The 21,535-nt window shown below is 69.6% G+C and carries 24 protein-coding genes; 11 read left to right on the top strand and 13 right to left on the bottom strand.

Annotated features, from left to right (window positions below):
* Positions 1-83: 83 nt before the first annotated feature.
* Together Hbl1158_RS05075 and Hbl1158_RS05070 are read right to left on the bottom strand one after the other, a co-directional pair.
* A complete protein-coding gene (locus tag Hbl1158_RS05075; RefSeq protein WP_234298971.1) occupies positions 84-599 on the bottom strand; it encodes a hypothetical protein in 516 nt (171 codons plus the stop codon).
* A 200-nt stretch (positions 600-799) separates the two neighbouring features.
* The gene (locus Hbl1158_RS05070) at positions 800-1,348 is read right to left on the bottom strand and encodes a CDP-2,3-bis-(O-geranylgeranyl)-sn-glycerol synthase (protein WP_234298970.1); all 549 of its coding nucleotides are present in this window, start codon (positions 1,346-1,348) and stop codon (positions 800-802) included.
* Between the two features lie 251 nt (positions 1,349-1,599).
* On the opposite strand from Hbl1158_RS05070, the gene Hbl1158_RS05065 reads away from it, so the two are divergent.
* The 3 genes from Hbl1158_RS05065 to Hbl1158_RS05055 all read left to right on the top strand — a co-directional run bounded on the left by Hbl1158_RS05065 (position 1,600) and on the right by Hbl1158_RS05055 (position 3,947).
* Complete coding sequence (locus Hbl1158_RS05065; RefSeq protein WP_234298969.1) at positions 1,600-2,439, top strand: proline dehydrogenase family protein; 840 nt, start codon at positions 1,600-1,602, stop codon at positions 2,437-2,439.
* 137 nt (positions 2,440-2,576) lie between these two features.
* The gene (locus Hbl1158_RS05060) at positions 2,577-3,356 is read left to right on the top strand and encodes a DUF502 domain-containing protein (protein WP_234298968.1); all 780 of its coding nucleotides are present in this window, start codon (positions 2,577-2,579) and stop codon (positions 3,354-3,356) included.
* Between the two features lie 111 nt (positions 3,357-3,467).
* Complete coding sequence (locus Hbl1158_RS05055) at positions 3,468-3,947, top strand: PaaI family thioesterase (protein ID WP_234298967.1); 480 nt, start codon at positions 3,468-3,470, stop codon at positions 3,945-3,947.
* A 54-nt stretch (positions 3,948-4,001) separates the two neighbouring features.
* Here Hbl1158_RS05055 and Hbl1158_RS05050 read toward each other — a convergent pair whose 3' ends face one another.
* On the bottom strand, positions 4,002-4,322 hold the full coding sequence (locus tag Hbl1158_RS05050; RefSeq protein WP_234298966.1) for a hypothetical protein: 321 nt from the start codon (positions 4,320-4,322) through the stop codon (positions 4,002-4,004).
* 193 nt (positions 4,323-4,515) lie between these two features.
* On the opposite strand from Hbl1158_RS05050, the gene Hbl1158_RS05045 reads away from it, so the two are divergent.
* Positions 4,516-4,953 (top strand): hypothetical protein, encoded by a 438-nt coding sequence (locus Hbl1158_RS05045; RefSeq protein WP_234298965.1) that lies wholly within the window; start codon positions 4,516-4,518, stop codon positions 4,951-4,953.
* Positions 4,954-5,055: 102 nt separating this feature from the next.
* Positions 5,056-6,402 (top strand): alkaline phosphatase family protein, encoded by a 1,347-nt coding sequence (locus Hbl1158_RS05040; RefSeq protein ID WP_234298964.1) that lies wholly within the window; start codon positions 5,056-5,058, stop codon positions 6,400-6,402.
* A gap of 21 nt (positions 6,403-6,423) precedes the next feature.
* Here the strand turns inward: Hbl1158_RS05040 and Hbl1158_RS05035 are convergent, their stop codons facing one another.
* A complete protein-coding gene (locus tag Hbl1158_RS05035) occupies positions 6,424-7,050 on the bottom strand; it encodes an FAD-dependent oxidoreductase (RefSeq protein WP_234298963.1) in 627 nt (208 codons plus the stop codon).
* 351 nt (positions 7,051-7,401) lie between these two features.
* Between Hbl1158_RS05035 and Hbl1158_RS05030 the strand changes: the two genes are divergently transcribed.
* Positions 7,402-9,174 carry a 2-oxoacid:acceptor oxidoreductase subunit alpha gene (locus Hbl1158_RS05030; RefSeq protein WP_234298962.1) on the top strand — a complete coding sequence of 591 codons (1,773 nt, stop codon included), beginning with the start codon at positions 7,402-7,404 and terminating at the stop codon, positions 9,172-9,174.
* Positions 9,171-10,037 carry a 2-oxoacid:ferredoxin oxidoreductase subunit beta gene (locus Hbl1158_RS05025; protein ID WP_234298961.1) on the top strand — a complete coding sequence of 289 codons (867 nt, stop codon included), beginning with the start codon at positions 9,171-9,173 and terminating at the stop codon, positions 10,035-10,037. Before Hbl1158_RS05030 ends, Hbl1158_RS05025 begins: the two co-directional genes overlap by 4 nt.
* Positions 10,038-10,419: 382 nt before the next feature.
* Here the strand turns inward: Hbl1158_RS05025 and Hbl1158_RS05020 are convergent, their stop codons facing one another.
* The 5 genes from Hbl1158_RS05020 to Hbl1158_RS05000 all read right to left on the bottom strand — a co-directional run bounded on the left by Hbl1158_RS05020 (position 10,420) and on the right by Hbl1158_RS05000 (position 15,054).
* Positions 10,420-10,845 (bottom strand): hypothetical protein, encoded by a 426-nt coding sequence (locus tag Hbl1158_RS05020; RefSeq protein ID WP_234298960.1) that lies wholly within the window; start codon positions 10,843-10,845, stop codon positions 10,420-10,422.
* Between the two features lie 163 nt (positions 10,846-11,008).
* Positions 11,009-11,851 (bottom strand): polyprenyl synthetase family protein, encoded by an 843-nt coding sequence (locus tag Hbl1158_RS05015; protein ID WP_234298959.1) that lies wholly within the window; start codon positions 11,849-11,851, stop codon positions 11,009-11,011.
* 95 nt (positions 11,852-11,946) lie between these two features.
* Positions 11,947-12,900 (bottom strand): electron transfer flavoprotein subunit alpha/FixB family protein, encoded by a 954-nt coding sequence (locus Hbl1158_RS05010; protein WP_234298958.1) that lies wholly within the window; start codon positions 12,898-12,900, stop codon positions 11,947-11,949.
* A complete protein-coding gene (locus Hbl1158_RS05005) occupies positions 12,897-13,688 on the bottom strand; it encodes an electron transfer flavoprotein subunit beta/FixA family protein (RefSeq protein ID WP_234298957.1) in 792 nt (263 codons plus the stop codon). The genes Hbl1158_RS05010 and Hbl1158_RS05005 overlap by 4 nt, the downstream gene beginning before the upstream one ends.
* 106 nt (positions 13,689-13,794) lie before the next feature.
* The gene (locus Hbl1158_RS05000; RefSeq protein ID WP_234298956.1) at positions 13,795-15,054 is read right to left on the bottom strand and encodes a hypothetical protein; all 1,260 of its coding nucleotides are present in this window, start codon (positions 15,052-15,054) and stop codon (positions 13,795-13,797) included.
* Positions 15,055-15,303: 249 nt separating this feature from the next.
* Here Hbl1158_RS05000 and Hbl1158_RS04995 point away from each other — a divergent pair, with 249 nt between their 5' ends.
* Both Hbl1158_RS04995 and Hbl1158_RS04990 read left to right on the top strand, forming a co-directional pair.
* Complete coding sequence (locus Hbl1158_RS04995; protein ID WP_234298955.1) at positions 15,304-16,641, top strand: hypothetical protein; 1,338 nt, start codon at positions 15,304-15,306, stop codon at positions 16,639-16,641.
* 58 nt (positions 16,642-16,699) lie between these two features.
* On the top strand, positions 16,700-17,269 hold the full coding sequence (locus Hbl1158_RS04990) for a type IV pilin N-terminal domain-containing protein (RefSeq protein ID WP_234298954.1): 570 nt from the start codon (positions 16,700-16,702) through the stop codon (positions 17,267-17,269).
* Between the two features lie 65 nt (positions 17,270-17,334).
* Here the strand turns inward: Hbl1158_RS04990 and Hbl1158_RS04985 are convergent, their stop codons facing one another.
* The gene (locus tag Hbl1158_RS04985; protein ID WP_234298953.1) at positions 17,335-18,033 is read right to left on the bottom strand and encodes a methyltransferase domain-containing protein; all 699 of its coding nucleotides are present in this window, start codon (positions 18,031-18,033) and stop codon (positions 17,335-17,337) included.
* Between the two features lie 174 nt (positions 18,034-18,207).
* Between Hbl1158_RS04985 and Hbl1158_RS04980 the strand changes: the two genes are divergently transcribed.
* A complete protein-coding gene (locus Hbl1158_RS04980; protein ID WP_234298952.1) occupies positions 18,208-18,972 on the top strand; it encodes a creatininase family protein in 765 nt (254 codons plus the stop codon).
* A gap of 173 nt (positions 18,973-19,145) precedes the next feature.
* Here Hbl1158_RS04980 and Hbl1158_RS04975 read toward each other — a convergent pair whose 3' ends face one another.
* A complete protein-coding gene (locus Hbl1158_RS04975) occupies positions 19,146-19,589 on the bottom strand; it encodes a DUF5790 family protein (protein WP_234298951.1) in 444 nt (147 codons plus the stop codon).
* A gap of 90 nt (positions 19,590-19,679) precedes the next feature.
* A complete protein-coding gene (locus Hbl1158_RS04970) occupies positions 19,680-20,024 on the bottom strand; it encodes a dihydroneopterin aldolase family protein (protein WP_234298950.1) in 345 nt (114 codons plus the stop codon).
* 108 nt (positions 20,025-20,132) lie between these two features.
* On the opposite strand from Hbl1158_RS04970, the gene azf reads away from it, so the two are divergent.
* Positions 20,133-20,945, top strand: coding sequence for an NAD-dependent glucose-6-phosphate dehydrogenase Azf (gene azf, locus Hbl1158_RS04965; protein WP_234298949.1), 813 nt, complete (start codon positions 20,133-20,135; stop codon positions 20,943-20,945).
* 65 nt (positions 20,946-21,010) lie between these two features.
* Here azf and Hbl1158_RS04960 read toward each other — a convergent pair whose 3' ends face one another.
* Positions 21,011-21,508, bottom strand: a complete 498-nt coding sequence (locus Hbl1158_RS04960) for an HPP family protein (RefSeq protein WP_234298948.1) — start codon at positions 21,506-21,508, stop codon at positions 21,011-21,013.
* Positions 21,509-21,535 lie beyond the last annotated feature (27 nt).

The following is a 21,535-nucleotide window of genomic DNA, read 5'->3' as shown; positions in this document are numbered from 1 at the left end:
AGGCGCGCGCCGGCGCGAAAGGCTATCGGTCCGTGGACGACCCGATCGGGGCCGCCGCCGATCGATCGACGGCCGGCGTCTGCTCAGTTCGCCGCCTCACAGCGCTCGACGACGCTGGCGGGAATGGGCGCGTCCACCTCGTACGCGTCGACGGTGTGGTCGGCCGCGCGACCCTCGAAGACGACCCGGTAGGTCGACCCCTGGGCGGGACACGCCAGCGCGCTCCGACCGGTGATCCGCGCCTCGCCCTCGGCCGTGCTGAGGTCGCTCCACGGGACCCGCGTGCCGGCCTCGTCGACGACGACGACGCGGTCCTCGGAGGGGACCGCGCCGTCGGGATGCGAGACCACGATGGCGGTGTCGTTGCCGCCGGTCTCGACAGAGAAGGTGAGCCGATCGGGCCGTTCGATCGGCTCGCCGCCGAGTCCCGTCGCGACGACGCCGCCGATCCCGGCGACGCTGGCGGCCGCGAGCAGCATGAACCCCAACGCGATCGTCGGGAACACCGTCCGGACGTGCTCGCGGGGGGAGAGCCGGTCGTCCTCCTCCCGCTCCCCGTCGGGGAGGTCGTCGACCTCCGCGGCGTCCGGTTCGTTCATGTCGGTCACGGCGCGGGCGTCGGACAAAACCCCGTCGCCCTGATTCTCACGGACGATTCTCTGCGTCGCCCGTCACGGGTATCGATTGCCGGTCGTCAGTCGTCGATTGTCAGTCGCCGGTCGTCAGTCGTCGGTAGTGGTCGCCGGTGAGATGCCGGTGAGATCGGCGGCGACGATCGGGTCACCGAGTCGACCGCCGGCTACCAGGGTTCGTTTTTGAGGCCCAGCAGGTAGGCGATCCCGTTCGTCACGAGATGCAGCGCCGGCGTCGCGACGACCACGACGATCAACACCGGCGCGGAGAACGTCGCGAGCACCCAGTCCGAGGCGAGCACGAGCGCCAGCCCCAGCGCGCCGGCCACGAAGTCGAGCTGGTCGAGCACGGGGAACGACGCGCCGCGCTCGCGACCCGAGCGCCGCTTGAGGAACGACGCGCCGACGTCGCCGAGCATCGCGCCGAGCGCTAACCCCAGGGCCGCGAGCGGCGGGAACGTCGGGAGCGCGACGCCGAGGAGCGCGCCGGCCGGAGCCGAGACGGCGTTCAGTCCGAACGCGAGCGCGACGCCGACGGCTGTGCCGACGGCGGTCCCACGCCAGGTCTTCCCGTCGCCGAGCACGCGCCGTCCGTCCCACGTCCGTCCGCCGTCGATCGGCGCGCTGCCGCCGGCCAACACCGCGGCGTTGTTCGGCACGTACGCCGGCAGCATCGCCCACAGCGCGACCGCGACGGTCCCCACGAGTCCGGCCATGTTCTGACGACTCCCCCGCGTTCGGTGTTAAGTCCGTGGGATCCGCGGCGGCGACGCCGTCGCCGAAGGCCGGACGGGGGACGGGGAATGGGAGACGGGGGACGGGAGACGGAAGACGGCGGACGACGGGTGGCGGGTGGCGGACAGCCGACGATGGACGGCCGACAACGGACGACAGACGCCGGGCCCGCGTCCCCCGATCACGATCTATCAAGACTCAAGACGGGCGACCGGCAAGCGTTGCCAGAGACATGATCCCGCCAATCGCCGGTCGGTTCGTCGCCGGGGAGACCCCCGCCGCGGCGTTCGAGCACGTCCGGCGGACGAACGAGGACGGCGTGAACGTCATCCTCAACCTCCTGGGAGAACACTACCACGACCGCGCCGAGGCCGAGACCGACGCCGACGCGTACGTCTCGTTGATACGCGACATCGGGGACACGGACCTCGACGCCTGCGTCTCGGTGAAGCCCTCCCAACTGGGCATCGACATCGGCGACGACGTCTTCCGCGAGAACTTCCGTCGCGTCGTCGCCGCCGGCGACGAGCACGGCGTGTTCGTCTGGTGTGACATGGAGGACGCCGACACCACCGACGCGACGCTCGACGCCTTCGAGGCGCTGGCGCGGGAGTTCGACGGCGGCGTCGGCCTGTGCGTGCAGGCGAACCTCCGGCGGACCCGCGGCGACCTCGACCGCCTCGTCGACGTGCCGGGGCGGATCCGCCTGGTGAAGGGAGCGTACGACGAGCCCGAGTCGATCGCCTACACCGACAAGGCGGACGTGAACGAGGCGTACCGCGAGGACCTCGAGTTCCTGTTCAAGGAGCGCGACGACGGCATCGCCGTCGGCAGCCACGACCCCGCGATGATCTCGCTGGCCGAGGAGCTGCACGCCGAGCACGGGGCCGACTACGAGGTCCAGATGCTCATGGGCGTGCGCGACGACGAACAGCGACGCCTCGCCGCCGACGGCGTCGAGGTGTGGCAGTACGCCCCCTACGGCGACAGGTGGCTGTCGTACTTCTACCGGCGCGTTCGCGAGCGCAAGGAGAACGCGCTGTTCGCCGTGCGGGCGGTTCTCGGCGTCTGATCCCGGCGTCACCGACATCCGAGTCCGTCGCCCTCGACGGACGACCACCCGGCCGCGTCCCAGCCCGAGTTCGGGGGTGACCCTCCCGTGTAGAAGGGCTGATATGCCCGGGGCGTCCACGACTACTCGACCACCGAATGTCCACGTGGAAGCGCGACTTCGCGAGCGGCCTCGTCGTCGTCACCCCGCTCCTCGTCATCCTCTTCGTCGCGAACTGGCTGTACAACCTGCTGGCGACGCTGCCGTTCGTTCCGACGATCACCCCGCCCGAGGGCGGCGTGTTCGCGCCGGGGTCGAGACTCGCACCCCTCAACGAGTACGCCGCGCCGCTGTACGGCTTCGCCGAGGTGCTCGTCGCGCTGGTCGTGTTCGTCCTGTTGGTGTTCTCCGCGGGCTATCTGATGCGGACGACGTCCGGCCGCCTCGCGGAGGGAGTGATCGACAACGCGATCAACCGCGTCCCGGGGCTGCGCGTCATCTACAACGCCTCGAAGCTGGCGGTCGAGACCGCCCTCACCGGCACCGACGACCTCCAGACGCCGGTGAAACTGGAGCCGTGGAACGGGATGCGCATGACGGCGTTCAAGACCGGACAGACGACCGCCGACGGCCGCGAGGTCGTGTTCATGCCGACCGCGCCGAACATCACCACCGGCTTCGTGATGGAGGTCGACCCCGACGACATCGAGGAGGTCGACGAGAAGGTCGAGGAGGCGCTCACCCGGATCCTCTCTGCCGGCTTCGGTGAGGGCGGCAATCGGAGTCCGGCCGAGGCCGCCGCCGCGGGCGTCGCCGAACCCGGAACCCCCGGCGCTCGTGGCGGCGATTCCACCTCAGACGCCGACCGCGACACCGATGCCAACCGCGACACCGACGCCGGCGACGCGGATCGCGACGACGATCGGTCGGCAACCTGACCGGGAGTCGATCCGACCGGAAGCCGACACGACCGACCCGGACGACCCGGACGACCCGGACGACGAAGTCGGAACCGAATCGTCAAGTGCGCCGCAGGCGCGTCCCTCGCCATGAGCGACGACCTTGACCGCGATTCCGGCCCGATCTCTCCGGACCACGTCGACCTCCTGCAGGCGTTCATCGAGAGCCACGGCTTCCTCTCGTGGCTCGACCTGACCGTCGAGGACCTGGAGCGCGGCCGGATCGTCATGTCCGTCCCGTACGACGAGAAGCTCGTCAACCCCGGCTCTCCGGTCGGCTCGGTTCACGGCGGCATCGCCGCCACGCTGGTCGACACGGCCTCCGGATTCGCACTGCGGTCGACGTTCGACGACCCGACGACCGGGTCGCTGGCGACGACAGACCTCAACGTCACGTACCTCCGCCCCGCCACCGACGACCTGCGCGTCGAGGCGGAGGTGCTGCGCGCGGGCGGGTCGATGGGATATACCGACACCCTCGTCTCCAGCGTCGATCCCGACGGCGAGCCGAAGGACGTGGCCGTGGGACGAACCTCCTACCGGCTGTTCCCCGACGCCGACCGGGAATAGCCGGACGTAGGATCGCCGCGTCCCGTGCCGTCCCGTTCCGTCTCGCCGGTCCGCTCACTCCGGGGCCGCGCGGATCGCCCGCACGGCGGCGGCGACCGTCAACAGCGTCGCCACGAGCAGCGCCGTCGCCGACGCGAGCACGAACGCCAGCAGCAGGAAGTAGCCGTCGGCACCGATCACGGGGTACTCGCGGGTGCCGCCGACCGGACCGAGAAGTTCCAGCGCCCGCACCACGTACACAGCGACGCCGAGACCGCCGCCGACCGCGACCCCGACGACGGCGTTGCGTCGCACCGACAGCGTCTCCAGCAGCCCGAGCGCCGGCGGTCGCTCCGGCACGCCGTCGCTCGCGCCCTCCGTCGGGTCCTCGCTCACGGTCGTTGCTTGGGTCCGACCACTCAAATTCTCATCGGGACCGCGCCGCGACCGCGGTCCGAGGGCGACGCGGCCGGCGATGCACCGAGGATTCGCCGGTTGTACCACACGAACCTGTCTATTCCCGTGTATGATCGCCGATAAACGATGGGAACCAGTTATCCCGCCGGGTCGAGCCATGGAGTGTACGGTAATGGTATCACATGGCATGGGCGGAGAGACATCGGGAGCTGACGGGGGGACCGGTCGGGACGACCTTCGAGTTATTCACGTCGAGCGCGACGAGGGGATCGCCTCGCTCGTGGAGACGTACCTGACGCGGGGCCGGTCGGGGGTATCCGTTCGGCGCGTTCGGTCGCCGGACGGCGTGGCGTCCGCCGTCGACGAGCGCGTCGACTGTGTCGTCACCGACCACCGTCCGCCGGGGACTGACGCCGTCGACGTGGCGGAAGCGGTGCGGACGGTCGCGCCGGAGGTTCCGGTCGTCGTCTTCTCGTGTACCGCCGAGGCGGTCCGCGACGCGGGGTCCGTCCACGACGCGGTCGCCAAGCGCGCGGGGCTGGAGGGACTGGACGAACTCGTCGAGCGCGTCGGCGACGCCGTCGCTCGAGGCCGGGTCGACGCGGATTGAGACCGGAGCGACGACTCCCGGCAGTTCCTGCCGAAATCTCGGAGCCGCGTCGGCTCCGGTCAGAACCTGAATTACTTTACCTGCCCACGAGGAAGGAGGGCCATGGGACTGTTCGATCGGCTTCGCGGGGACGACACGCCTCGCGTCGCCTTCATCGGCATCGACGGGGTGCCGCACTCGCTGTTGGCAGAGCATCCGGACCGATTCCCGAACTTCGCCGCGCTCGCCGAGGAGGGGTCGGCCGGGGCCATCGACTCCATCGTACCGCCGGAGTCGTCGGCCTGCTGGCCCGCCCTCACCACTGGGGTCAACCCCGGCGAGACGCGGGTGTACGGCTTCCAGGACCGAGAGGTCGGCAGCTACGACACGTACGTCCCGATGGGGCGGGACGTGCAGGCGACTCGGCTGTGGGACCGCGTCGCGAACGAGGGCCTCGACGCGACCGTGCTGAACGTCCCCGTGACGTTCCCGCCCCAGCGCAACGTCCAGCGCATGGTCTCGGGGTTCCTCTCGCCGGGCGTCGACAAGGCGGCCTACCCCGACGACCTCCGTGACTACCTGGAGTCGATCGACTACCGGATCGACACGAACGCCAAACTCGGCCACAAGGACGACAAATCGGAGTTCCTGGAGGTCTCCCACGAGACGCTCGACAAGCGCTTCGAGGCGTTCACCCACTACATCGAACAGGACGACTGGGACCTGTTCTTCGGCGTCTTCATGACGACCGACCGGGTGAACCACTTCCTGTTCGAGGACTACGCTCGCGACGGCGAGTACTACGAGGAGTTCATGGAGTTCTACGAGACGGTCGACGACTACGTCGGCGAGATCCGCGAGATGCTCCCGGAGGACGTGACGCTCGTCGTCGCCTCCGACCACGGCTTCACGGTGCAGGACTACGAGGTCGACATCAACCGGTGGCTCCAGGAGGAGGGGTGGCTGTCCTTCGATGACGACGACCACGAGGAACTGGGCGACATCGCGGACGGCGCACGCGCCTACTCGCTCATCCCCGGTCGGCTGTACCTCAACCTCGAGGGGCGCGAGCCCCGCGGGTCCGTGCCCGAGGACGAGTACGACGACGTTCGCGACGAGCTGAAAGCCGAGATCGAGGCGCTCGAAGGGCCCGACGGCACGCCCGTCGCCCAGCGCGTCGTCGAGAAGGAGGAGGCGTTCCGCGGCGAGCACGACGACATCGCCCCGGATCTTGTGATCATCCCGAACCACGGCTTCGACCTGAAGGCGAAGTTCAAGGCCCACGACGACGGCGTCTTCTCGACTGGGCCGCGCAACGGGATGCACAGCTTCGAGAACGCGACCCTGTTCGTCGACGACCCGGACGCGTCGATCGCCGACTCCGACCTGCTCGACATCGCGCCGACGATCCTCGATCTGATGGACGTCGAGTACGCGCGCGCCGAGTTCGACGGCGGCAGCCTCGTCTGACGGGACCGTCGCCCGCGCGAGCTACCCGAAGTTCTCGATCTTCGCGTCGCCGGCGTACCCCGCCTCCTCCAGCGCCGCGACCGCCTCGTCGACGAAGTCGGCGAACCCGTACACGAACGCCTGCTCCCCGTCCGCGCCGGTGACGGCGTCCGCGACCGCGTCGGCGATGTCGCCGTCGGCGACGACCACGCTCGCGCCGCGGTCGCGAGCGTCCTCGAGTCGCTCGACGTGCGCGGGCGCGTCGTCCCGATAGACCACCGCCGCTTCGTTGCCGGCGTCGAGTGCCGACTCCGCGATGGCGACGGCGGGACCCACGCCGGGACCGCCAGCGATCACGACCGCGCGCGCCTCCCCCTCGTAGTAGTCGTCGCCGAAGGGACCGGAGATATCGACCTCGTCGCCCGACTCCAGCGACGCGAGGTACGCCGAGAAGTCGCCGCCGTCGAGTCCGACGGTCGTCTCGAACGTTCCCTCGGTGTCGGGCGAGGAGACGGTGTAGAAGCGGGACGTCTCCTCGCCGCCGACGAGGGCGGTGAGCCGAACGAACTGGCCGGGCCTCGCGTCGAACTCCGGGGGCGAATCGAGCGTCACCGCGACCGTGTCCGGCCCGACCTCCGCGACCGACCGCACAGCGACTGTGGCGTCCATGCCCGACGCTTGCCCGCCGAGGTACCCGAAGGTGTCGTTTCCGGCGCGACCGACGGCGACCCGTGACCGTCCGCGGCGTCGGGTCGAGCGCTTCTCGCCGCTTCGATCCTCTCGTCACCCGTCGAAGTCGGATATCACGCGTGTCGTACAATCTCGTGGCGGTGGCGGCCGACCGGCGTGCCCGCCGCCAGCGGCGGGTAAAAGCGATCATTCGGCCGTGGAACTGCCGATAGTGGGCCGATCGATCGGACGTTTGTTTGTTTCTCGCCCGTGCGTCCGACGGGCGACGAAAAAGCCGTACTCCCCCCATTCAGAAGGCTTTTCCACCGACCGTGGGAAGGTGTGACCAGTATGCCAGCGGACTTCAACTGGGCCATCGGCGGGGAGGCCGGCGATGGCATCGACTCCACCGGGAAGATCTTCGCGCAGGCGCTCTCCCGGGCGGGTCGACACGTCTTCACGTCGAAGGACTTCGCCTCCCGGATCCGTGGCGGGTACACCGCCTACAAGGTGCGAACCTCCACGGAGAAGGTCCGGTCGGTCGTCGACCGACTGGACGTCCTCGTCGCGCTCACGCCACGAACGATCGAGGAGAACCTCGACGAGCTCCACGAGGGCTCGATCATCATCTACGACGGCGAGCGAACGACGATGCAGGACGTCGAGATCCCCGAGGGGATGATCGGGCTGGACGTGCCGCTCAAGAGCCTCGCGGAGGACGCCGGCGGCGCGATCATGGCGAACGTCGTCGCGCTGGGGGCGGCCTGTGAGGCCGCCGACTTCGACATCGAGCACCTCGATTCCTCGCTGAAGAAGCGGTTCAGCGACAAGGGGACGGCCCTCGTCGAGAACAACAAGCAGGCCGCCCGACTGGGTCAGGAGCACGTCCAGGAGCACTACGCCGACGCCGACCTCGACTACGACCTCGACACCACCGACAACGACTACGTCCTGCTCAACGGCGACGAGGCGATCGGCATGGGTGCCATCGCCGCCGGCTGCAAGTACTACGCCGGCTACCCGATCACGCCCGCGACGGACGTGATGACGTACCTGAAGGGGCGGATCGAGAACTTCGGCGGCCACGTCGTCCAGGCGGAAGACGAGCTCGCCGCGATCAACCTCGCGCTCGGTGCCGCCCGCGCCGGCGCGCGCTCGATGACCGCGACCTCGGGGCCCGGCATCGACCTGATGACCGAGACGTTCGGGCTCGTCGCCACCTCGGAGACGCCGCTGGTCATCTGTGACGTGATGCGCTCGGGCCCCTCGACGGGGATGCCGACCAAGCAGGAGCAGGGCGACCTCAACATGATGCTGTACGGCGGGCACGGCGAGATCCCGCGGTTCGTCCTCGCGCCCACCTCGGTCGAGGAGTGCTTCTGGAAGACCGTCGAGGCGTTCAACCTCGCCGAGAAGTACCAGACGCCGGTGTACCTCGCCTCGGATCTCGCGATGGCGGTCACCGAGCAGACGTTCGAGCCTGACGCCTTCGACATGGACGCCGTCGAGATCGACCGCGGTAAGGTCGTCGACGAGGAGACCATCGGCGAGCATCAGACGGAATCAGGCGGCTTCAAGCCCCACGAGATCACAGACGACGGCATCAGCCCCCGCGCGTTCCCCGGCACGGAGGGCGGCGCACACATGTCCACCGGCCTGGAACACGACGAGCAGGGCCGCCGGACGGAGGACACCGAGATGCGCATCGAGCAGGTCGACAAGCGGAACCGGAAGGTCGAGACCGCCCGCGAGCGCGAGGACTTCTCCCCGCGGGAGTTCGGCGACGCCGACGCGGACAACCTGATCGTCACGTGGGGGTCGAACGAGGGGACGCTCGTGGAGGCGCTGGAGTTCCTCGAGGAGGACGGCGTCGACGTGCGGATCCTCTCGGTGCCGTACCTCTTCCCGCGGCCGGACCTCACCGAGGAGTTCGAGGCCGCCGAGGAGGTCGTCGTGGTCGAGTGTAACGCGACCGGACAGTTCGCGGACGTGCTCGAACACGACACGCTTCAGCGCGTGAAGCGAGTGAACAAGTACAACGGCGTGCAGTTCAAGGCGGACGAACTCGCCAACGAGATCACGGAGGCGCTGGCCGCCGGCGAGGGCCAGGAGGTGCAAGCATGAGTTCCCAGGTCAAATTCACCGACTTCAAATCCGACAAGCAGCCCACGTGGTGTCCCGGGTGCGGCGACTTCGGGACGATGAACGGCATGATGAAGGCGCTGGCGGAGACGGGCAACGACCCCGACAACACCTTCGTCGTCGCCGGCATCGGCTGTTCGGGCAAGATCGGCACGTACATGCACAGCTACGCGATCCACGGCGTCCACGGCCGCGCGCTCCCGGTCGGTGCGGGCGTCAAGATGGCCAACCCCGACCTCGAGGTCATGGTCGCCGGCGGCGACGGCGACGGCTACTCCATCGGCGCGGGCCACTTCGTCCACGCCGTCCGCCGCAACGTCGACATGAGCTACGTCGTGATGGACAACCGGATCTACGGGCTGACGAAGGGGCAGGCCTCCCCGACCAGCCGGGAGGACTTCGAGACGGCGACGACGCCGGACGGGCCCCAGCAGCCGCCCGTCAACCCCCTCGCGCTCGCGCTCGCCTCGGGCGCGACGTTCATCGCCCAGTCGTTCTCCTCTGACGCCCTGCGTCACCAGGAGATCGTCCGGAAGGCCATCGAGCACGACGGCTTCGGCTTCGTCAACGTGTTCTCGCCGTGCGTCACCTTCAACGACGTGGACACGTACGACTACTTCCGCGACTCCCTCGTGGACCTGCAGGAGACGGACTACGACCCGCACGACCGCGAGGCGGCCAAGGAGAAGGTCCTCGACGCCGACAAGGAGTACATGGGCGTGCTCTACCAGGACGAGGAATCGGTGCCGTACGAGGAGACCCACGGGCTCGACTCCAGCATGGCCGACATCGACGACTCCGGCGCGCCGGAGGGCGCGATGGACCTCGTGAGAGAGTTCTACTAACGAACCGCTTTTCACCGGGGCCTCGCGCGCCGAAGGCGCGCTCGACCCCCGCCAAAACCCGTTCATGCGGTCGGATTCGAAGAATCCGACTGCTAATCAGAATCGCTCCGCGATTCTGATGATGATCAAAAGGCCGCTCGCTCGCCAGCCGTCGGCTGGCTCGCTCGCGGTACGGTACGGTACGTGTGACCGCGCAGGGATACCGGTGCCTCCACGACGTACACGGCGTCGGTTCCACGCGGGTCTCCGAGAACGTGCCGGTGGGTTGCGGCTGGGCACGTACCGGTCGTCCGGTGGTGGAGCGTCCGCCCGGTGACGGAGCGTCGGTCGTGGCCGAATGCCGAGCGACGATCGACCGGGCCGGCGTCGCGACCGGACCGGCCTACACGCCGCACTCGCTGCCAGAGAACTCGATCCTGCCCGCGTCGCCGGAGCGGATACGGAGGAAGAAGTCGTTCTCGAAGTCCGCCGTTCGGTTACACGTTACCTCGTAGCGTCCGCGATAGGGCTCGCCGTCGAGAGCCACTCGAGCGTCGATGACGTCCCCGTTTCGAACGCGCGTGACGTCCCGGAGGTAGATCCCCGGCGGGTCCTCGCGGTCGGGCTCGTTGGCGGCGATGTCAAACCGGCCGTCGATCAGTTCCACGTCCTCGTTCTTCCGGAGCAGTACTTCGGCCGTGTACTCCCGCCGCCGCCAGTTTGTGATTCCGAAGTCGAACGGCCCCGGGTCCTCCGAAACGCCGGAACAACCGGCAGTCGACACGAGGCCTCCGCCCGCTGCGGCCGCGAGGAACTCCCGTCGGTCCATGTCGGGGTCTCGTGGCGGATCGGAAATAAATCGTCTCGAAGACCAAACGACGGTTTGACCCATCGGGTCTCGTGACCCGAAGGGGCGCTGAGACGGCCCGGCGGTCGGTCGCGACCCACGCTGACCGTCCCCACGGAGCGACGATCCGCGGACGGACTGCGTCCTACCGCTCCCGCACGACCACGAACTCCGCCAGGTCCCGCAGGTATCCGCGGGCGTCGGACTCCCCGATACCCGCGGTCTCCAGCGCCTCCAGCGCGGCGTCAGCCTGGTCGCGGGCGCGTTGGTCGGCCTCCTCTGGGGTGAGGTCCGTCACCTGCAGCAGCGACGGGCGGTCGACCGCCTCGTCGACGCCGGTCGGCTTCCCAAGGTCGTCGGCGTCGGCGGTCGCGTCGAGTACGTCGTCGCGGATCTGGAAGGCGACGCCGACGCGCTCGGCGTAGTCGCCGAATGCCTCGACGGTGAAGCCGTCGGCACCGGCGGCGACCGCGCCGAGTTCGGCGGCCGCGCGAAACAGCGCGCCCGTCTTGCGCCGCGCGAGCGTCATGTACTCCGCCTCGTTCGTCGGCTTCGCGACCAGTTCCGTCGCCTCGCCTTCGCCCAACTCGACCATGGCCTCGGCGACGACCTGCATCGCCCGTTCGTCGCTCGAGAAGAGGTGAAACGCCTCGCCGAGCATCCCGTCGGAGGAGATGATCGCGGGGCCGTAGCCGAACTCCGCCCAGGCGCTGGCGGTACCGCGGCGCACGTCCGAACGGTCGATGATGTCGTCGATGACGAGGGAGGCGTTGTGGACGAGTTCGACGCCGACGGCGAAGTCGACCGCCTCCTCGGGGTCGCCGCCGGCGGCCTCACACGACAGGAGCGTTACGGTCGGACGAACGCGCTTGCCGCCCGCGAGCGCGACGTGCTCGATCTCGTCTGACAGCGTCGCGGGTTCGACCGCCCCCGTCACTTCGGTGAGACGCTCGTTCGCCATCGCGACCCGACGCTCCAGGTACTCCATCTACCGCGTATCGGGGCCGGGCCGAAAAGAGGGTACCGAATGCGGGAGCGAGGGCCGGGGGCGAAAGCGGTCGCCCGGCGGGAGCCGGAGCCGACCTATGAGAACTGTTCGGTCAGGGCCGGGACGACGTCGAACAGGTCGCCGACGACGCCGTAGTCCGCGATGTCGAAGATCGGCGCGTTCGGGTCGGTGTTGATCGCGATGATCGTCTCCGCGCCCTTCATGCCGGCGACGTGCTGGACGGCCCCCGAGATGCCGATCGCGAGGTAGACGTCCGGCGTCACCTGCTTTCCGGACTGGCCGACCTGGCGGTTCTTCGGCAGCCACCCGTTGTCGACGATCGGTCGCGAGGAGGACAGCGTCGCGCCGGTGGCCTCGACGAGTTCTTCGATCAGTTCGAGGTTCTCCTCCTCCTCGATACCGCGGCCGATCGAGACGAGGAACTCCGCCTCGGCGATGTCCACGTCGCCGGCACCGACCTCCTCGAACCCCTGCACTCGAGCGCCGGACGCCGATTCGTCGAAGTCGTACACGAACGCCTCGACGGGCACGTCGGCGTCGGCCTCGACGGCCGCCCACTCGCCGCCGCGGACCGTGACCGCGAACGGCTCCTCGGTCAGTTCGACGGTCGTCTCGACCTTCGAGCCGTACATCTCGCGGGTCGCCTCCAGTCCACCGTCGTACGAGAGGCCGACTGCGTCGCTGACCAGCGGGAGATCGAGGCGGTTCGCGACCGCCGGCGCGTAGTCGAGGCCGTTGACGGAGTTCGGCATGAGGACGGCCGTCGGCGCGAGCTCCTCGTACAGCGCCGTCGTCGCGCCGGCGTACAGGTCGTGGTTGAACTCCTCGCCCGCGTCGACGGTGTGGATCGCGTCGACGCCCTCGAGCGAGAGTCGACCGGCGAACGCGTCCACGTCGCCGGCGATCACCGCCACGTGGAGGTCGCCGCCGAGGTCGTCAGCCAACTCGCGCCCCGCACGGACGATCTCGAGGCTCACGTCCCGGAGTTCGCCGCGCCTGTGGTCGGCGACCGCGAGCACGTCGCTCATTCGGACACCACCCCCTTGTCGCGGAGCACGTCAGCCAACCGCTCGGCCTGCTCCTCGGGCGAGCCGTCGAAGTACGTCGCGTCCGACTCCGTCTCCGGCTCGTACATCGCCGTGCGCGAGATGGGCGAGGCGACCGCGTCGGCGTCGAGTCCCAGGTCGTCGAGCCCGAACTCGGCGATCTCCTTGCTCTGCGCCTGGCGGATCCCGCGGAGGCTGGCGTATCGCGGCTCGTTCAGCCCCGTCTGGATCGTCAGCACCGCCGGGAGGTCCACGTCGGTTAGCTCCTCGATACCGCCCTCCAGTTCCCGGTGGACGTGCGCGGTCTCGAGGTCGTCTTCGGTCTGCAGGTCGTTGACGACGGCCGCCCAGTCGAAGCCGATCTCGTCGGCCAGCGAGACGCCCGTCGCGCCGAAGCCGTCGTCGGCCGCCTGGACGCCCGAGAGCACGAGGTCCGGCTCCTCCTCGTCGACGACGGCCGCGAACAGGCGCGTCTTCGCGGCCACGTCGAGTTCCGCGGCGGCCACGTCGTCGTCCCACACGCGGATCGAGCGATCGACGCCCTTCGCAAGCGCCATTCGGATCGTCTCCTCGGCGCGCTCGGGGCCGATGGTGGCCGAGACGACCTCGACGTCGTCGTACGCCTCCGAGAGCTGGACCGCCGCCTCGACGGCGTAGTCGTCCCACTCGTTGAGGTCGTACTCGAGGAACTGCTCGCCCACGTCGGTCCCTTCGATCTCGAAGTCGTCGGCCGGCTCCGCGACCTCCTTGACCGTGACGAGGATCTTCATCGCGCGGGAGTTGCCGCGGTCGGAGGTAAACAGTTTCGGAACCGACGCCAACGGGCCCGGCGTCGTTCCGCCGGCGACGAGATCGAGCGGTCACGACCGGGCGTCGTCAGCTCCGTCGTTCCCGCCCGTCAGCTCCGTCGTTCGCGTCGTCCTCGCCGTCCTCGTCGCCGTCATCGTCTGCCAGCGAAATGAGGTTCTCGCGGCCGAGCCTGAGCTTCTCGACACGCCCCTCGTCGGCCATCGCCGAGAGCAACTGCGACACCTTCGCATCCGACCAGGCGGTCTCGCTGACGATGGTCGCCTGGCGCATCCGGCCGCCGTGTCGCTCCAACAGTCGTTCGACGCGCTCCTCGTCGGAGAGCAGTTCGAGTTCCTCCTCGGTCGGTCCGACGGCCGCTTCTTCGGAGTCCCTCGGATCAACGCTCCCGTCTTCCGTTCCCGCGCCGGCATCGGAGGACGTCGCCGCCCCGCTGGCACGCTCGTCCGCCTCTCCCGTCCTCGGCTCCGCGCCGCGAGCGGCGTCGTTCGGGCTCTCGTCGGCGGCGTACGCGTCGGCGACGTCCGCGAGCGCGCCGTCGCTACGGCGGTACGACAGCACCGCGACGACCACCAGTAGGGCGACGATAACGCCGGCGAGCAGGGACGTGTCTATCCCCTCGTCGGTCGTCGCCCCGGGCTCGTACGTCACCCCGATGTCGCCCGCCTCGAACGTCTGTGGTCCCTCGGCGACGATCCGGCGGTCGCTGATGGAGTAGCTGAAGCCGTTGGACACGTCGCTCACCTCGTACCCCTCGGGGGGTTCGATGACGAGCCGCTGGGAGGCGGACAGCGATCCGAACCAGGTGCCGTTGTTCGCGGTCCGGAACGCGTCCCCGAGCGCGAGCGCACCGTCGTCTTCCTCGGCGAGGAACTCCGTCCACGTGAACTGCAGGACTAGAACGCCCGAGCTGTTAGTTATCCTGGCGCTTCGGTTCGCCCGCTCGATCGCCATCTCGCGGTCGACCACGGCCGACGCCTCTCGGGCGGCGTTGCGGAAGGGAGTGACCGATGGTCCGTCCTCGGCCGTTCCAGCCTCGTAGGCGTCGGCGTATTCGCGGAACGCCGCCCGCTCGTCCTCGTCGGCGAGGTCGAAGCGCGTCTCGACGGTCCAGCGGGCGCTCCCGTCCTCGCGGAGCGAGACGGTGAAGTTCGTCTCGGGCGCTGCGATCGCCAGCGCCGCCGGGTCGCCCGCGCCCGCGAGCGCCGGTCGCTCGGGGGTCGCCGTCGGCGACGGGGCGGCCGGCGAGGCGTCGGCCGCCGCCAGCGACGACCCGGCCACGACCGAGCCGAGAAGCACCAGCGCGGCGAGGAGGGCGAGGTGCCGCATGCTGTGTGATCGGCTCTTTGCGTTCCGGCAAAACCCTTTCCATCGGGTGGCGATCCGTCGAGCCGCGACGGCGACGACCCCGGCCGCGCACCCGTATTTCGCTCGGACGGTCGTGACCGCTCTGTGGCGCGATCGGAGCGCAGAGTCGGAAGCAAGACCCGAGCACGAACCGACGGGACGAGTGCGCGGCTGGATGCTCGCTCGCGCGTGTGAGCCGGTTTTTTATCGGAGGACGCGGAACTATCGCCAATGCGAGCCATCCCCGTCCTCCTCGCAGTCCTCCTGGTCTGTGCCGCGGTCGGCGGCGGTGCCGCTCCCGTCGTCGGCGGCGGTGCCACCTCCGCAGGCGACGGCGACCGCGCCGTCTCGGCTCCCGCCGACTCCGATACGTCGGCCGCCGCCGGGTCGGTGACCGCGACGAACCACACGAACGCGAGCGGGCACCTGCGCGTGCTCTCGCTCAACGACTCCGCGCGGAGCGTCTCGGACATCGACGTGGTCACCGTCGACGCCGGAACGTCCGTCGACCTGGCGACGAACGCCTCCGCGGCCCGGATCGAGACGATCGCCCTGCGAAACCGGATCGAGCGCGCGAACACGAGCGACGAACGGCAGATCCGCATCCTCGACGGGCTGAACGAGGTCGACAAGGACGTCGTCACCCTCCACGCGCGACAGCGCGACGCCATCGCGGCCTACGAATCGGGCGAGCTGACGGCGCGTGAGTTACTCATCGAACTCTCGCGTATCCGGGCGTCCGCGGCCGTCCTGGAGGAACGGATCGCCGTCCTGCGTGAACTGGCCGACGAGTCCGACGACGTGTCGATCGACGACAACCGGGTGTTCCCGCTGTTGTACGACCTCCGGACGTTCGACGGGCCGGTCCGCGAGCGCACCGGCGACGCCCTCGCCGGCGAGCGCGACGCCTCCACCAGGGTGTACGTGGCCGCGACCGAGGACGGGATCGTTCTCTCGACGGTCACCGACGGCGAGTACGTCCGGGAAGCGTTCCGGGGCGACCTGCGGGAGCGTGGCGAGGGGATCAACGAGGAGGTCGCGCAGAACGTCACGGCGCGGAGCTACCCCGAGATCTACGCCGCCACCGGCGGCAACGTCGCCGGCCAGGGGTCGGGCGGGACGTTCCTGTTCGACCTCCGGTACGCGAACGGGAGCCTCACCGCCTTCGTCGGCGGCGGCACCGAGCGCGTGTTCATGGAGCACCAGCGGATCGACCTCGCGGGCGTCGACACCGACGAGTCGGTCAGCCGGAACCTCGACATCGCGCTCACGGTGAATCGGACGTTCCCCGGCGGTCCCCTCCGAGTCGAGGCGACCGATCCCGCCACCGGCGAACCGGTGAACGCCGTGGTGAAGATCGGCCGCGAGGGCGGCGAGAGCACCGACGTCGGTACGACCGGCGACGACGGCGTCCTCTGGACGGTCGGCCCGGACGGGCAGTTCGTCGTCACCGTCGTCGAGGTCGGCTCGACCGAGGTGTCGACGGTCAGCGTGACGCCGACGGCCCCCCACACCGTCGCGGACGCGCTGGCGTCGTCCGACGGATCGACGCCCGACGACGAGGAGTGACGACGGGGTCCGGGGCGACCGGCGTGGGTTTATCACCGATGCCGGGACCAGACGGTCCGTGGCTGGACTCCTCCGACCCGCCGACCCCCGGAACGACTCGACGGTCGCCAGCGCCGCGCCCGTCGACAGCGCCTCGCCCGTCGACGATGCCTCGTCCGCCAACGATGATGCGACCGACCGCGGGGCCGCGCCGGTCGTCGCGGTCGCCCTGCTGGTCGCCTGCACGGTGGCGCTCTCGGCGGTCGTTGGAGCGACGGCGTTGAGCGCTGAACCGACTGATCCGCCCCCAGTCGCGTCGATCGACCTCGCGGTCGACGGCGACACGCTGACGTTCACACACCGCGGCGGCGACGCCCTCGACGCCCGAGAGATCCGGATCGTCGTCGCGGTCGACGGCCGACCGCTCGATCGGCAGCCGTCGGTACCGTTCTTCTCGCGGCGGGGCTTCCGGAGCGCCCCGACCGGCCCGTTCAATCCCGCCGCCGATCCGAGGTGGACCGCCGGGGAGACGGCGGCGTTCGCGGTCGCCGGCACGAACCGGCCCCGGGTCCGAGCGGGCGCGGTCGTCGAGGCGAGCCTGTTCGTCGGCGACCACCGAATGGCTGTGCTACGGACGAGCGCCGCATGAACGGAGAGCTCGTGGCTGGAACGACTGCTGCGGACGGGGCAGAACCTACAGAGAACGGGGGTCCGCTACGCCTCGGCGGCGTCGGTATCCGTCACGGCCGCCTCGTCGGTCGTCGTCTCGTTCTGACTCGCCTCCTCGTCGCCGTCGGCGGGGACGGTCGCGACGGAGGTGATCGCCCGCGGAGCCCCGCGGTGGCGCTGTTGGATGAAGTGCCGGGTGTCCTCGAAGCCCGCCTCGCGGAACATCTCCTCGGCCTCCTCCGCGTCGTAGAACAACATGATCGCGTCCGCGAGCCGCTGGAAGACTCGGGTCTTCGGGTAGTCGGGTCCGACGACGAGGACGGTGCCGCCGGGCTTCGTGACGCGACGGAACTCCCGGAGGGCCGCGACCGGGTTCGGCCAGTACTCGATGGAGCCCGACGACCACAGCTTGTCGAAGGCGTCGTCGTTGAACGGCAGCCGTTCGGCGTCGCCCATGTGGAAGCGGACCTTTCCGCGTTTGCCGAACTTCGCGAACGCCTGCTCGAACTGCCCCCGCGACTGGTCGAGCGCGTACACCTCGTCGACGTGGTTGAGCAGTCCCTCGGTCGCGAACCCGGTGCCCGCACCCACGTCGAGCACGCGATCGTCGCGGTCGGCGTCGAACCACTCCAGCGCCTGGTTGCGCATTCGATCGTCCCAGATGTAGGGGTTGATCGTGTCGTACACGCGCGAGAAGTAGCGATAGAACAGCCGCGCGTTCGACTTGTCCTCGAGGAGTCCCATTGCACTCGGGTTGGGGTGCGGCGGTCATAACCCCAACGGAACTCGGGATCCTCCAGTAGGCCCCGGACACGACCCGCCCGTATTGCCGACGGGACCTCGAAGCGTCACGCCCCGTCGCCGGCGACACCACGAGCGCATAGCCGGCTACAAGTCGCCCGGGAACCGACTGGGACCATGAAGCTCTCGGACGCGACGTGGACGGAGGTACGCGACGCCGCCGTCGACGCCGCGCTGCTCCCGGTCGGGAGCACCGAACAACACGGATCGCACGCCCCGCTCGGCACGGACGCGCTCGCGGCGGAGGCGGTCGCCGACGCGGCCGCCGAGCGATGGACCGAGGCGGCGGGGACGGGCGGCGGCGCTCGCGAGCGCGCGGGCGACCTCCTCGTCGCGCCGCCGGTCCACGTCGGCGTCGCCGAGGAGCACCGCGCGTTCGACGGGACGCTATGGGTGTCGCCGGACACCTTCCGCGCGTACGTCCGCGAGACCGTCGAGAGCCTCGCGCACCACGGGATCGACCGGGTCGTCGTCGTCAACGGCCACGGGGGCAACGTCGAGGCGGTGGCCGAGCTGTCGCGGCGCGTCTCTCGCGACGGCGACACCGACGCCTACGCGGTGTCGTTCACCTGGTTCGAGGCGGTCGGCGAACACGCGAGTCGAATGGGCCACGCCGGTCCGCTGGAGACGGCGATGGTGCGACACCTCGCGCCCGAACTCGTCCGCGAGGACCGGGTCGAGGCCGCACGCGAGGGCGCGAGCGAGCGCTGGGGCGAGTGGGTCCGAGGAGTCAACCTCGCACACGACAGCGACGAGTTCAGCCCCAACGGGGTCGTCGGCGACCCAACCGCCGGCGACGCCGACCTCGGAGCGGAGCTGCTGGCGGTCGCGAGCGAGGCGCTCGTCGAAGTGACTGACGCGGTCGTCACTCGGGATCGATAACTGCGAGGCGGTGACCGCGAGGCGGTGAGTCCAGGGGAAGCGACGACGATGGGTCGGAGCGGTGGCGAGAGGCGAGACCGGTCCTCGCTCGTGGGTCGAGCGGACGACGAAGCAGGGGAGCGACGGGGCGGAGGAGCGACGAAACGGAGAAACGACGGGCGGTCGCGAGCGAGTTACGCCTCGGCCTCTTCCCCGTCGTCGGCGTCCGCCTCGGCGTCGACGCCCTCCTCGTGTGCGTCCTCCAGGTCGCCGCGGAGCTGCGGGACTGTGCTCGTGAGTTCGCCAACCCGCTCGTGGGTCTCCTCCAGCGTCTCGACGAGCGCTTGCAGGTCCTCGATCTCGTCGGCGAGGTCGTCGTCGTCATCGAACGCGCCGGCGCGCTCGCCGAGCACGTACTGCTTTTTCGCCTGTCGGAGTTCCTCGACGGCGTCGCCGGTGTCGAGCGCCGAGCGAAGGCCGTTGAGCGCGCCGAGCACGTTGTCGGCGTCGGTGTCCCAGACGGCGTCGGCCGTCGGGAGCGTCGCCTTCGCCGCGCGGAGGTGCTCTTCGACGGCCGCGCGCGTCTCGTCGGCCGCCTCCCCGAACAGGTCGTCGTCGTCGAACGTCGACTGACTCATACCTCCGGGTTCGCCGGGGACCCCCTTAAACCATCGCCCGAAAGTGAAAGTGAAATACAGTTCCTCGGCGGTCGAGACGCCGATTTCCGGTCACTCCGACTCGACAGACACGAGCGACATCAGGGGGTAGCCGTCCTCCATCTCCATGCGCGTGCGGGCGGTGACGCCCTCGTACTCGATGCGCATTTCCACCTCCATGAGGTGGCCGGACAGCTCCGTGTAGCCGTTCTCGTGGTCGATATCGGCGGCGACGGCGTCGTCGTCGATGTCGACGGCGACGGACTCGCAGTACGGCTGGTTCTCGATCGACTCGGCGATCGCCGTCTCCAGCGAGCGCGTGCTGGCGGGCGACACCGGCGTCCCCGCGAACTGGTGGTACAGCGAGCCGAACTTGATGCCGGCCTCGAAGCACGCCTGCTGGGCGTCGGTTGCCATGTCGGCGGGTGGGGGCGGTCGGGCAAATGCGTACCGGGAGCCCGCTGCTCGCGGGCGACCCGCTCGAACCGCACCTTACTTACCCCCGCTCGCCGGAGGGTCGACCGAATGGACGAACCGGTGTTGCTCACGGGCGCTGGCGGCCGCGTCGGGCGCGCGATCCTCGCCGGGATCGGCGAGGCGTACGACTGGCGGCTGCTCGACCGCGAGCCGCTCTCGGCCGACGCGCTCCCCGCGGGCGTCACCGACGAGGACGTCGTCGTCGCGGACGTGACCGACGACGAGGCGGTCCGCGAGGCCGTCGAGGGGGTCGGGGCGGTGATCCACCTCGCCGGCGACCCGCGTCCGAACGCGCCGTGGGACTCCGTGCTCTCGAACAACATCGACGGCACCCAGCGGGTGTTCGCGGCCGCGGTCGACGCGGGCGTCGACCGGGTCGTGTTCGCCTCCTCCAACCACGCGGTCGGCGCGTACGAGACCGACGAGCGCACGCCCGACATGTACCGCACGAGCGACGAGTACCGACTCGACGGGACCGAACTCCCCCGACCGTCGAACCTCTACGGCGTCTCGAAGGTGGCCGGCGAGACGCTGGGGCGCTACTACCACGACCACCACGGTCTGTCGGTCGCGTGCGTCCGCATCGGCAACCTCACGGAGGGACATCCGCCCCGCGAGTACGAGCGCGGCCAGGCGATGTGGCTCTCGCACGGCGACTGCGCGCACCTGTTCGACCGCTGCCTGCTGGCGGAGTACGGCTACGAGATCGTGTACGGTATCTCCGACAACGACCGCAAGTACTACTCCATCGAGCGCGCCCGGGAGGTGCTCGGCTACGATCCGCAGGACAACTCCGCCGAGTACACCTTCGACGGGAAACCGCGGGACGACTCGGCCGTGGACGGCCACCCGTCGCAGTAGAAGCGAACTATTCCGATCACCCGTGCCGGGACCGGGGCCGACCGCGAGACGGTCCCGAGCGCGAACTACGGCTCGCCGACCACCCGCGCGAACGCGCCGATCGCCGCCCGGTGGACTTCGACCAGGACCACGACGCTCGCGACGATAATCAGCACCTGAAGCGGCGTCGACAACAGCCCCAGCGAGACGATGAGCGTCGTGGCACACGCCGGCGGATGGTTCGTGTCGGTGGCGATCATTCCCCAACTGGTCGCCACGATCGAGAGGAGGCCGCTCGCGGCGAGTCGGAGTCCCTCGGGCGACAGTCCGGCGGGTGTCGCCATCAGCGTCACGCCGCCGGCGACCAGCCAGTACGCGAGTAGTCCGGCGATCCCGCCGATGGCGTGACTGCCGACGATCCGATAGACGCGCGTCCGTTCTCCCCGACGCTCGAACGCCAGGATGAACGCCGACGGGCCGAGGCTCGGAAAGATGAACGGCTGGCCGCTGACCCACGCGATGGACCCCAGCACAGCGAACAGGACACCGGCGTACAGGCTAGTCCCGACGCGTCGGCGCTGCACGCCTTCCGATCCGTTCGCCTTCGTTCA

The organism is Halobaculum sp. CBA1158 (assembly GCF_021431925.1).
Classification (GTDB): domain Archaea; phylum Halobacteriota; class Halobacteria; order Halobacteriales; family Haloferacaceae; genus Halobaculum.
This window is presented reverse-complemented; position numbering and strand designations above follow the sequence as displayed.